We start from the raw sequence: 11,651 nt of genomic DNA on the forward strand, positions 1-11,651 counted from the left end.
ACACTGGAAACAGAGTGCGCCCCAATGCGGGAATCAAACAACAAGCACCGGGCGAACACTCGCAGCCAAAGTAACTCCGAGTCCGTCGAAGTCTGTCGGACTCCCCGTGGCCAAACCAACACTGAGAGTCCGAACACGATAGAGGATAGGAGTACCGGGGGCTTGGCACTCCCAGGAGACTGCCCACGACCGGCCCCACACCGATTCGAACGGTGTGCTGGCTTGGTAGTCTGCAAACCTGAAATTCCCAACCCAGCGGTGCGGTGCCGTGGGATTCCTCCGCGTTCACGCGGAGGAGGATGTCAACGACATCGGCTTCTTATCGGATCCGGAAGCCGACGGATCAGACTGTTTCGCTGGTGCGGCGCGGGCTATCGGGTGCTAACGCGTCGTCGTATATTTTGATAAACAACGCTTCTATCTCCGATTCCGTCGGGTTCCGGGGATTGTTGTCCGGGGACCCGGAATCGATGGCATCACTCGCCATTTTTGAGACGATATCGAGGTACGTTTCACGGTCGGGTACCTCACCGAACTCGCCGAGATACGACGCGAGATTCACGCTTGTACACAACTCGAGGACAGCGTCGCTGGCCTTTGTCGCCGCCTCGCGGTCGGAGGTGGTCTCGTCAGCCGCGTCGAGCAGTCGGGCGACCTCAGCGTACTTTTCGGGGGCTGCCATCGCCGAAAAGTCCATCACATACGGGAGAATGAGCGCGTTCGCAAGTCCGTGCGGGATGTGGAGTTGTGCGCCAAGCGGGCGGGCCATCCCGTGGACGAGCGCGACGGAGGAGTTCGTGAACGCCTGTCCGGCCTGCAGTTGGCCGATCATCATCTCCGTTCGGGCCTCGATGTCGTCGCCGTTCGCCCAAGCCTTGGGGAACGAGTCCGCGATCCTCTCGATGGCCGCGCGAGCATAATCGTCCGGAACGCTGTATGATTTGACCGAGACGAACGCCTCAATCGCGTGGGTGAGGGCGTCGATTCCGGTGAACGCGGTGTGGCTCTGTGGCAGAGACCGGGTCAGCTCCGGGTCCTCGATCGCGACGTCGGGAACCACGTTTTGGGAGACGATGAGGAATTTTGTCGATGTCTCGTCGTCGCTGACGACGATAGATCGGGTCGCCTCGCTACCGGTCCCAGCGGTGGTGTTGACGGCGACGAGCGGCGGGGTCGGGTTTGGAACGCCCTCGTAGCCTGCCCTGTCGACGGCGAACTCGCGGATGGAACCGGGATTGGTGGCCAAAACTCCGACCCCTTTGCCGGTGTCGATCGACGAGCCCCCGCCCAGCGTGACGATAACGTCACAGTCCTCGGTCCGCCACAGCTCGTACGCTTCTTCGATGTTCGTGATCGTTGGATCGGGTCGGACGTCCGTGTAGGTAACCGCCTCAATGCCGCTGTCGCGGAGCGTTTCGAGGATTTCCTCGCCGTAGAAATCAAATATTTGCTGTGTCGCGACGACGAGCGCTTTGTTCCCGTAGAGATCGGCGTAGTCACCGACCTCCGTGACTGCTCCGGTACCGAGGGCGATTTTCGATGGCGAGACGACGATTCGCGTTCCGTGTTCCGGTGTCGGGTATTCGGGTTGCATGGTGTGTCAGCGTTGTGGCGTGGTTTCCCAGTGGATTGTTGCAATCGCAGCGGGTCGTGCGGGGTTCGATCAGTACCCGCATCGTTGGTCGGTACCGCCGACTGGCTGGTCGGGGTATTAGGCGCCCGGCCAGCGCTCGATGTAGATTGTCTTGTCGGTGTAGAAGTGGATCATGTCCTCGCCCTGGGCGTGGAGATCACCGAAAAACGAGTCGTTCCGTCCACCGAAGTGGAAGAACGCCATGGGTGCGGCTGTCCCGGCGTTGATACCGAGGTTACCGATGTCCGTTTGGTGGCGGAACTTCCGGGCGTCGGCACCGCGCCCTGTGAACAGACTCGCCGCGTTTCCGAAGTCGCTGCGGTTGAGTACGTCGATGGCTTCGTCGATGTCGCCGGCGCGCATCAGACCGAGCACCGGGCCGAACAGTTCCTCGTGAGCGATTACCATATCGGTTGTCACGTCACCGAACAGCGTCGGGCCGAGGAAGTTCCCGTCCTCGTACCCGTCGACGGTTACGTCGCGACCGTCGAGCAGCAATTCGGCCCCTTCACTGACCCCCGTCTCGATGTAGTTGCGGACCCGCTGTTCGTGTTCGGGGGTAATGAGCGCGCCGATGTCGGTGTCCGCATCGAGGCCCGATCCCACGACCTGTGCGTCGGCCATCGACACGACCCGATCGACGAAGTCGTCGTAGACTGCTTCCTCGACCACGGCGACGTCGTTCGCGAGACATCGCTCGCCGGCGCAGGCGAACGACGAACTGACCGTCTTGTCCGCGGCGAAATCTAAGTCGGCCGTCTCGGTGACGACGATGTGATTCTTCGCGCCGCCTTGGGCCTGGACGCGCTTGCCGTTTGCCGCCGACGTCTCGTAGATCTCCCGTGCGACCGGCGTACTGCCGACGAAGGATATCCCCTCGATGCCGTCGTGTTCCAACAGCGCGTTGACCGTGTTGACCCCGCCGTTGACGAGCTGTACGGCCCCGTCCGGGAACCCCGCACGGTCGATGAGCTCGAAGATGCGCTGGGCGACGAGGGGGGCTTGCTCGCTCGGCTTCAAAATGAAACTGTTGCCGGTCGCGACGGCGTACGGGAGGAACCACAGGGGAATCATCGCGGGGAAATTGAACGGCGTGACCGCGGCGAAGACGCCGAGTGGCTTTCGGACGGCACTTTCGTCGATTTGCGGTGCCGCGTTGAGCAGCGTCCCGCCCTGCATCATCGACGGGATGCCGCAGGCGACCTCGACGTTCTCGATCCCGCGTCGGATCTCTCCCGCGGCCTCGCCTCGGGTTTTGCCGTGTTCCCGAACGAGTAACTCGGCGAGCTCGTCGTGGTGCTCCTCGAGGAGCCGCTTCAGTTCGAAGAGCGGTTGAATCCGCTCCTCAACCGGGCGCGCGGACCACTCCTCGAATGCTTCGGCGGCCGTCCGCACCGCCACGTCGATGTCGACGTTCGAACTGAACGCGACGCGGGCGAGTCGCTCGGATGTCGCCGGGTTGACGACATCCTGGCCGTCGCTCCCGTCCGGCGTGTGCCACTCCCCGCCGACGTAGTTCTGTACTGTTCCAGTGTCCGAGAGCGATGTCGGGCGATCCACACCGTCGCCACTCTTTGATACGGTATAGGAGTTTGGTACTCCGCGTTCAGTCCCCTCCGCCGTCGGTTCGCGCCGGCGCGGCGGACGACGCCGCCCGGCCGGCGTTTCGGGACTCTCCCGAGACGGCCGGTGCCGGACCGGTGTTGTCGTCGGGGTCGCGATCGGTCGTTTTGAAGGCCGTGATCCGTTCCCTGAGATCGGTTGCCAGGTCCGCGAGTTTCTGCACGTCCTCGAGAGTCTCGTCCAGCGAGTCGACTTGGGCGGCGGTTCGGTCGGCGACATCGGCGGAATCGCGTGCCGTGGACTGGCTTGTTTCGGAGACATCGTCGACCATCGACGCGATCTCCTCGGCGGAGGCGGCCTGATCGTCGGTCGCGCTGCTGATCTCGGCGATTCCCCCCTCGGCCTCTTCGACCGCGGCGGCGATGTCGTCGAACATCGAGATGGTCTCCTCGATCGTGTCCGCACCGGTTTCGACGCGGTCGGTCATCTCCTCGATGCTGGTGACGGTCTCGTCGGTCACATCTCGCGCCGTCTCGATGCGCCGCTCGATGTCGTCGGTCGCGGCGGAGGCCTCCTCAGCCAGGGCCTTGACCTCGTTCGCGACGACCGCGAACCCGTCCCCGCTGGCGTCGGCGTTGGCGGCCTCGATCGAGGCGTTCAACGCGAGGATATCGGTCTGTTCGGTGATATCCGCGATCACGTTGGCGATCTCGCCGATCTCGTCCATCTGCTCGTTCAGAGCCACGACCTCCTCGGCGACATCCTCGGCCTGTGATTCGATGGCCGCAACCTCCTCAGTGGCGTCGTTAGCGTGTTCACGACCCGCGTTTCCGCGATCGACGGCGGTACTGGCCGTGGCCGCGACCTCCTCCGAAGACGACGCGATTTCCTCGACGGTCGCCGACAGATCGCTGACCTCGCCGGCGACAGTCCGGAGCCGTTCGTCCTGTTCCTCCGCGCGGGTCGCGACGCCCGAGACGGACTGTTTGACGTCGATACTCGATTGCTTGATCTCCGTCGACCGATCGGCAACGTCGGAACTGGCACTGGAGACGGTGTCGGCGAACGACTGGATGTCGAGTACAGTCCGCTCGAAGTCATCGATCATGTCATTGAACGCCTGTGCGATCGAGGCCATCGCGTCGTTCTCGACGGAATCGTCCAGTCGCCGCGTGAGGTCGCCGTCGGCACACGCCCGCATCACGGTCTGATACTCGTCGGCTGTGGCTTCCAGTTTCCCGTTCAACGCGGTGATCTCCTCCTTCTGTCGGGCGGCTTCCCGTTGTTTCTCCTCGGCGACCTGTTTGGCCTCCTCGACCTCGTCGAGTTTCTGTTGGATCTTTTCGCGGGCCCGCTGGCGCTGGATCGCCAACGACTGCCAGAGAAACGTGATCGCGGTGGCGAGCATCAACACGCCGACGGCGTGAATCCCACCCCACACGATGGGGTTGGCCATCGCCGCCGGGTGGTTGTAGACTGTGAACCACTCGATGAGGCCGAACACGCTGTGTTGGGTGGCGACGTACCCGATCGTGATGCCGAACGGCACCCAATCCTCGTACATTGCCACGACGCCGACGCCGACGAAGTACAGAAAGTGCGCCTCAATGAACCCGCCGGTGAAGTACGCCAACACGGCGGCGACGGTCATGAACGCGAACGCCGCGAGCGCCGACCGGAGGCGGCGTGGCAGTTGCGGCACCGCGGCCGCGAGCAACAGCCCCGCGATGAGCCCGGTTCCCCCGAGCGAGTGCGCCATCGGGATCGCGGGGAGTTCGGCACCGGTGACCGATTCCACCCCGGTCATCCGACTGATGCCGAACACGATCGGCACGATCGCCGCCGTGAACACGAGAATGCCCCGGTGGCGCTTCCTGAACGATTTGTCCGGGATTTCGGTGCCGTTCGGGGTGTTTTCGATGTACCGGGCGATCGCGGACCGCGACTCTCTCCCAGGCATGTATACCTTGGTTGTAATTATAATCAGTAATAAATGCGTCCGCGGTTTCGCTGAGTGTACGAACACTCCGAGTTCGCGTGGATGAACGACGAAATAATCATCGAGAGACCACCTCAACGGCAGCGCGGCAGTCTTCACCCCTTGGGCGCGATCGCTTCACACGGTTCGGCGCCGCCCCGCGGCCCCGTCACCGCGCTCGACGGCCTTCCCCGCGGGAGACGTGACTCCTTCCGGCGTCGATGCTCTCGAGAACCTCACTCTCCGGCCCCGATGCTCCTCACCGTCCTGCTCGAAACGTGGGTGTTCCGGCCGAGCGCCGCGCCCGTCGCGTTCAGCGCCGGGGGAGTTCGGCGTGGACACGAGCGCCCGTCCGCCACCCTGACGACGACCGAGACGAGAGACATTTTCCGCCCCAGCCCCGATACCCACGTATGAAGAAATCGATCGATGAGCACGCCAAGCGGTTCTCTGAACACGCCGACGAGTACGACGATACGCAGGACTCACCGGAGTACCGGGCCGCGGTGACTCTCGTCGTCGACCACGCCGCCCCCGGTCCCGACGACGTTGTTGTGGATCTCGGAACCGGAACTGGCGTTATCGCGCTCGCTCTTTCCGACGACGCCGGACGGGTGATCGGCCGCGACATCAGCGAAGGGATGCTCGAACGCGCCACTGAAAAGGCCACTGAGCGCGGGGCAAATGCCGTCTCCTTCGGGACCGGACGGTTTCGCGACCCGAACGTCCCGGAGGGGGTTGCCATCGACATCGCAACGTCGAACTTCGCGATGCATCATCTGAGCGACGATGAAAAACGCGAGGCGATAGAGACGCTCTCGGCACTTGACCCGCAGCGGATCGTCCTTGGTGACGTGATGTTCTTCGGCGATCCAGACCCCGAGGAGCCGTTCTACAGTCCCGAGGTGGACGACCCCGCAACCGTGGGCGTCCTCGCCGATGCGTTCACCGACTCGGGGTACGCCCTGACGGCGGTCGAAATGATCGATACGCAAGTCGGCGTCCTCGTCGCAGAACGGACCACGCGGACCTGAGGGCGCATCCCCTGTTCGGCACCCGCCGGCGACACATTTAGGCCCCCCGAACGATAGTGAGTAGCACAATGCAACCCACACGCTCGAATGCGCTGCTGGGGGATGCCGGACGGAGTGCCCCCGAGCCCCGGCTGGGTGGGGACCGTTTCGGCGATCACGGGGGACGCGTTCCGCCAATCGCCCTTGACGGTCGACACGCCGGGGGGCGGTAGCCACGATGGCGCTCTCAGGCGGCGATTTCGTCACGCTCCAGCCCGATCAGTCGTTCTTCGAGACGCTGTACACGGCGGCCCCCCTGGTGGTCATCGGGACGCGCGCAGCCGACGGCTCGGCGAATCTGGCCCCGAAGCACATGGCGATGCCGCTCGGGTGGGCCGATTACTTCGGGTTCGTCTGCACCCCCGAACACGGCACCTACCAGAACGTCGAGCGGACGGGTGCGTTCACCGTCAGCTACCCACGCCCGGAGCACGTTCTCGAGACCAGCCTCGCGGCGGCCCCCCGTGACGACGAGGGCGACAAGCCAACACTCACAGCGATCGAAACGGTCGAGGCCGGATCGGTCGACGCGCCGGCCGTCGCGGGAGCCTACGGCGTATTGGAGTGCGAACGCGACCAAATCGTCGAGGGGTTCGGTGAGGCCGGCCTCGTCGCCGGCGAGGTCGTCGCCAAACACGTCCACAGTGACGCCTACCGTAGCGACGATGCCGAACCGGAAGCGCTGTTGCGACGAGCGCCCGTCCTGGCGCACCTCTACCCGGACCGGTTCGCCGAGATCAGCGAGTCACAGCAGTTCCCGTTTCCGGAGGGGTTCGAGCGGTGACGCCCGCCGACGGGTCCGCCTCCGGCGAGTCCGTCCCTTCACAGGACCGTCGGATTCACGAGTGGGCCGTCTCCAACCGCGAGCGCGTCGAGACGTACCTGCTCGGGTTGGTCGAGACCGAAACGCCCACCGAAACCCCAGAAACGTTCGACCCGTTCTTCGAGCGGCTGGCCGAGGACTTCGAGGCAGTCGGCCTCCGAACCGAGCGGGTCCCGGGCGAGGAGACGGGCGGACATCTCGAGGCGTACTCGCCGGGGAGCAGCGACGGCCCGATCCAACTCGTACTCGGGCACGCCGACACCGTGTGGCCACTCGGGACCGTCGAGGAGAACCCGCCGGAGGTGCGTGACGACGTCCTCGAAGGGCCCGGCTCACTCGACATGAAGGGTGGGCTGACACAGGTCGTCTTTGCGCTCCGGGCGCTCGAAGCCTGCTCGCTTGAACCGGGGCTGCCCGTCCACGTCCTCGTCTCCAGCGACGAGGAGGTCGGCAGCCCCGAGTCCAAGCCGCGCATCGTCGACCTCGCGAAGCGGGCCGACCGCGTGTTCGTTCTCGAACCCGCGAGCGGCCCCGAGGGGAAGATCAAGACCGCCCGCAAGGCTGTCGGCCACTTCACCGTCACGATCGAGGGAAAGGCCGCCCACGCGGGCCTCGAACCGGAGGAAGGGGCCAGCGCGACTGAGGAACTGGGGACCGTCATTCATCGGCTTCACGGCCTCACCGATGTCGACTCGGGGGTCACGGTAAACGTGGGGGAGGTTGAGGCGGGCCTCCGGTCGAACGTCGTCGCGCCCGAGGCCCGCGCCGAGGTCGACGTTCGCGCGCCGACCGAGACGGCTGCCGACGCCGTTGCGGAGCGAATCCGCTCGCTCGAGGCGACGACGCCCGGCACCGAACTCCGGATCGACGGTGGGTTCGGGCGGCCGCCAATGGAGCGGACCCCCGGCAACCGACTGCTTTGGGAGCGCGTCCGGGCTGTCGGTCGCCGTCTCGACCTCGAACTCAAGGGGACCCGATCGGGCGGGGCCAGCGATGGCAACGACGCCAGCCAACACGCCCCGACCATCGACGGGTTCGGCGCGGTCGGCGACGGTGCTCACCAGACCTTCGAGTACGTCCGGTTGGATAAATTAGTCGACCGGATCGCCCTGCTCGCGGCCTGTCTGTGCACCGGCCCGCTCGAAACGCGGGGTGATTCCGAGGCATGACCGCCGACGTCCATGCCTCGGTCACGCGCATCGCAGATCTCAAGGGAAGCGCTTACGCGGTCGAGTCACGGCCGAACGACGAGTGGGAGAGAGGCGATTACGTGCTCGCTCGGGTGACCCGCCGTCCGGGCCCCGACGTTCAACTCGAGAACCCGACCGGCCGGCGCGTCGAGTTGATGGAGGGCGAGACGCTCGTCGGCGCGCTTGGCACCCGCCGGGCGACACGCGGGTTCGTCGGTGGCTGGCGCGACGTCGGCGAGGACGGCCACTTCCACGTTATGACCGGTGGCGGCGTCCTCGGGCGGGTCACGTCGGCGTCGCCGTTCGGTCCAACCCCGATCGACATCAAGTACGAGGGACACGTTATCCGTGACGGCAGCGCCGTCCGGATGTCCGACTGCGGGCTGGCACCCGCTGCCGTTGCCCGCGACACCCCCGTTGTGCTCGTCCTCGGGACGAGCATGTCTGCCGGGAAGACGATGAGCGGCCGCGTCATCACCCGCGTGCTCGTCGAGAACGGCTACGACGTGGGTGCCTGCAAACTGACCGGCGCTGGCACCTACGGCGACGTGCTGTCGATGGAGGTGGCGGGCGCGGACCCGATCTACGACTTTGTCGACGCGGGGTTGCCGACGACGGTTGTCCCCGAACCGACCTTTCGGGAAGCCATCGGTCCCGTCCTCGACCGGATGCAGCGTGCGGACGTGATCGTCGCCGAGGTCGGCGCCAGCCCGCTCGAACCGTACAACGGGGCGGCCGTGGTCGACATGATCGAATCCGAGGTCGAGTTCACCGCGCTCTGTGCCTCCGATCCCTACGCGGTCGTCGGCATCGAGTCGGCGTTCGGATGCTCGCCGGACGTCGTCGCGGGGATCGCAACAAACACGACCGCCGGCGTAGACCTCGTCGAGGAACTCGCCGACTGCTCGGCGCTGAACCTCCAATCCGAGTCCGCAAAGGAGCCGCTTGAGGCGATGCTTATCGACGCTCTCGGGACATCGGTGTGAATACGCGGTTGTCAGTTATATAGCTCCGAGCCATCAAACGCCGAGGGGTTCATTCGTCGCTGAACTCAGGAGGATATCATACACGCGACCGGTATCACTCTTCCCCGAATCACGGTTCTGAATCGCGGTTACCCAGTAATCCATGTGCCATCAGTCGACGGGCGATCACGACGAGGCCGTTCCCGAACCCGGTGCCGAAGACCGCCTGTTCGTCCCTACTGCCGGGCATGACCGAACTCACGAGGACCGTCGAGCGGTCGACGAGTAACAATCGACTGATCGCCGTTTTGTCCTCGTCCCCGAAGAGCCACTCCACTCCCGGGACGAACGTTTCGGCCTCCGGGACTGCCCCCTGGACCTCCGATTGGAGCGACTCGGTCAACGCACCGACGAATAGGTCGACCGCCGGATCGAGCCCGTTCAGACACGCCAGAAGCTCGGGGGTTAACAGCGACTCGTCGCCGACGACGAAGACCACCTCGTCGGTCGCCTTGGAAATAACGTGTGTTGTCCGGCTTCCGATGGGATCCCGTCCCGTCATCGCCCAGACCTCTTCGACCGGCGAGCCGTCGTCGGGAGCGACCGTCTCAAGCGGTTCGAGGGCGTCTTGGAGTCGGTCGATGCGGGCCTCGTGCTGGCTGTGCAGCGTCTCCATTGCCTCCGCCAGCGAGACGGCCCGGAACTGCTGGGGGCTTGAGTGTTGGATCTCGACCAATCCTTGGGCCTCAAGTACCCGGATCGCATCGTAGACGCGGGTCCGTGGAACCTCCGTAATCTCGCCGAGCTTCTTCGCCGTCCCGGTCGACAACCGCGACAGGCCAACGAAACACCGTGCCTCGTACCCATTGAGGCCAAGCTTCTGTAGGACGTCGACTGCTTCCTCTACGCTTTCGGTTGTATTCATAGCGTCTTATCCCCCGCCAACCGTGGCTTTTCACGTCCTTATCAGGGGTAATAAATAGGTATTGTCATTGTTATCGTAACGTGAGTTTCGAGGTAACGTTTTGTGCTCGTTTTATGCCTATGTACGATGGTTCACGGCGATTGGAAGCACTCCAACAGTTACTCATTACATAACACACTGTGTCCAGACCAATCTATGCCCGGCCGGTTCGGCATTCGATCCGCCTCGTGGGTCATTTGTTGTTTGAACAATCACAACAAGTATATACCGTACTGGACTCGTCATATTAGCAGTACTCGTTGTAGTTGAGTCGCTGGGATCGCCGACTGAGCACGCACCGACGTATCGAGTACGCGAATACCGAGGCCCTGATCGAATGAGCACCGATCCACCCGATGACCCACAGCAGAGTGCGATCGAACAGCTCGAACAGTTTGGGCTGAGTACCTACGCCGCCCGGACGTTCGTCGCACTTTTGAGTCTCGGCTTCGGGACGGCGCGCGGCGTGAGCCGGGTGTCGGAGGTTCCCCGAACCCGTGTCTACGGCGCTGTCGACGAGTTGCGCGACCGGGGGCTCGTCGACGTCCGGGAGTCCTCCCCAAAACAGTTCTACGCGGTCTCCCCGGAAACCGCCACGCGGACGTTCGAGCGGGAGTACCAACACCGGAGGGCGACCCTACGGAGCGCCCTCGCGGAACTGGAACCCACCGAGCGCCGGGCTGAACAGCGCGGCGTCTGGACGGTTGACGGGCGGGCCGCGGTCACGGAGCGCGTGCTTGAGTTCTTCGGCGACGCTGACGAAGAGATCGTCTACGTGACCGTCGGGGCGCTCCTCGCCGAACCGCTGGTTGAGGAACTCGCTACGGCTGCCGACCGCGGTGTCTCGATCAAACTCGCCGGGCTCTCTGCGGATGTCGAGGACCTGATTCGGGATAAGATCCCGTCGGTGACGACCTTCGAGTCGCTGTGGGCGCGGTCGGACACCCCTGCGGGGCGGTTGTTGCTGATAGACGAACGCAAGACGCTGGTGAGTGTGCTAGTCACCGACCCCGACGCTGACTCCGCCGGATCGCGTTCTGAAACCGCCATCTGGGGCGAGGGCGAGTACAACAGCCTTGTCGTGGTACTGCGGGCGATGTTCACCTGACAACTCGACACCACCGGCCCAACGGACGGCGAGTGACGGGACACATTTGGAAAATGTACAAGCCAGCGCCTCGCATGACCGATGCCGAATGGGCGAGTTCACCTGCGCTACCACTCCCGGAACGACCGCCACCGACAGCGATCCGACGGCGCTTGTGCCCCTGTATGAGGCCTTCGATCCGAGTGCTCTCGACGAGGTCGGAGACACTTGCCGTTTTCCTCGGCTCTATCTGCAACCGTTTGTGGCACCCCATCCGCGCCGGTCGGCGAGCAACTGGACGCATGTACCCACGAGCTTAGCCGGCACACTGCAAACTACGATACAGTAGGAGTTCACACGCGGTCATGTTTCGGT

The 11,651-nt window shown here is 64.2% G+C and carries 9 protein-coding genes; 5 read left to right on the forward strand and 4 right to left on the reverse strand.

Translation table 11 applies throughout. The annotated features are described in order from the left end of the window. Positions 1-343 precede the first annotated feature (343 nt). The 3 genes from ACI944_RS06640 to ACI944_RS06650 all read right to left on the reverse strand — a co-directional run bounded on the left by ACI944_RS06640 (position 344) and on the right by ACI944_RS06650 (position 5,156). Positions 344-1,594 carry an iron-containing alcohol dehydrogenase gene (locus ACI944_RS06640; protein ID WP_411718269.1) on the reverse strand — a complete coding sequence of 417 codons (1,251 nt, stop codon included), beginning with the start codon at positions 1,592-1,594 and terminating at the stop codon, positions 344-346. A 117-nt stretch (positions 1,595-1,711) separates the two neighbouring features. Further along, entirely contained in the window at positions 1,712-3,193 is a 1,482-nt protein-coding gene (locus ACI944_RS06645; protein WP_411718270.1) for a CoA-acylating methylmalonate-semialdehyde dehydrogenase, read from the reverse strand. Positions 3,194-3,239: 46 nt separating this feature from the next. Beyond that, positions 3,240-5,156: a methyl-accepting chemotaxis protein gene (locus ACI944_RS06650; RefSeq protein ID WP_411718271.1), complete on the reverse strand. Its 1,917-nt coding sequence runs from the start codon at positions 5,154-5,156 to the stop codon at positions 3,240-3,242. Between the two features lie 431 nt (positions 5,157-5,587). Between ACI944_RS06650 and ACI944_RS06655 the strand changes: the two genes are divergently transcribed. The 4 genes from ACI944_RS06655 to ACI944_RS06670 all read left to right on the forward strand — a co-directional run bounded on the left by ACI944_RS06655 (position 5,588) and on the right by ACI944_RS06670 (position 9,246). Next, positions 5,588-6,208 carry a class I SAM-dependent methyltransferase gene (locus ACI944_RS06655; protein ID WP_411718272.1) on the forward strand — a complete coding sequence of 207 codons (621 nt, stop codon included), beginning with the start codon at positions 5,588-5,590 and terminating at the stop codon, positions 6,206-6,208. A gap of 217 nt (positions 6,209-6,425) precedes the next feature. Then, entirely contained in the window at positions 6,426-7,031 is a 606-nt protein-coding gene (locus ACI944_RS06660; protein WP_411718273.1) for a flavin reductase family protein, read from the forward strand. Further along, on the forward strand, positions 7,028-8,239 hold the full coding sequence (locus tag ACI944_RS06665; protein WP_411718274.1) for a M20 family metallopeptidase: 1,212 nt from the start codon (positions 7,028-7,030) through the stop codon (positions 8,237-8,239). The genes ACI944_RS06660 and ACI944_RS06665 overlap by 4 nt, the downstream gene beginning before the upstream one ends. Beyond that, positions 8,236-9,246, forward strand: coding sequence for a hypothetical protein (locus ACI944_RS06670; RefSeq protein ID WP_411718275.1), 1,011 nt, complete (start codon positions 8,236-8,238; stop codon positions 9,244-9,246). The genes ACI944_RS06665 and ACI944_RS06670 overlap by 4 nt, the downstream gene beginning before the upstream one ends. Before the next feature lie 109 nt (positions 9,247-9,355). Here ACI944_RS06670 and ACI944_RS06675 read toward each other — a convergent pair whose 3' ends face one another. Then, positions 9,356-10,150 (reverse strand): TrmB family transcriptional regulator, encoded by a 795-nt coding sequence (locus ACI944_RS06675; protein ID WP_411718276.1) that lies wholly within the window; start codon positions 10,148-10,150, stop codon positions 9,356-9,358. A 376-nt stretch (positions 10,151-10,526) separates the two neighbouring features. On the opposite strand from ACI944_RS06675, the gene ACI944_RS06680 reads away from it, so the two are divergent. Continuing rightward, entirely contained in the window at positions 10,527-11,297 is a 771-nt protein-coding gene (locus ACI944_RS06680; RefSeq protein WP_411718277.1) for a TrmB family transcriptional regulator, read from the forward strand. The last annotated feature ends 354 nt before the right edge of the window (positions 11,298-11,651 follow it).

The sequence above is a fragment of the Natronomonas sp. genome, assembly GCF_046710025.1.
Classification (GTDB): Archaea; Halobacteriota; Halobacteria; order Halobacteriales; family Haloarculaceae; genus Natronomonas.

Bases quoted from the DNA above. Each gene is read 5' to 3' on its own strand.
- ACI944_RS06660 (WP_411718273.1), top strand. From the start codon at position 6,426: ATGGCGCTCTCAGGCGGCGATTTCGTCACGCTCCAGCCCGATCAGTCG.
- ACI944_RS06670 (WP_411718275.1), top strand. From the start codon at position 8,236: ATGACCGCCGACGTCCATGCCTCGGTCACGCGCATCGCAGATCTCAAG.
- ACI944_RS06680 (WP_411718277.1), top strand. From the start codon at position 10,527: ATGAGCACCGATCCACCCGATGACCCACAGCAGAGTGCGATCGAACAG.
- ACI944_RS06655 (WP_411718272.1), top strand. From the start codon at position 5,588: ATGAAGAAATCGATCGATGAGCACGCCAAGCGGTTCTCTGAACACGCC.
- ACI944_RS06640 (WP_411718269.1), bottom strand. From the start codon at position 1,594: ATGCAACCCGAATACCCGACACCGGAACACGGAACGCGAATCGTCGTC.
- ACI944_RS06675 (WP_411718276.1), bottom strand. From the start codon at position 10,150: ATGAATACAACCGAAAGCGTAGAGGAAGCAGTCGACGTCCTACAGAAG.
- ACI944_RS06650 (WP_411718271.1), bottom strand. From the start codon at position 5,156: ATGCCTGGGAGAGAGTCGCGGTCCGCGATCGCCCGGTACATCGAAAAC.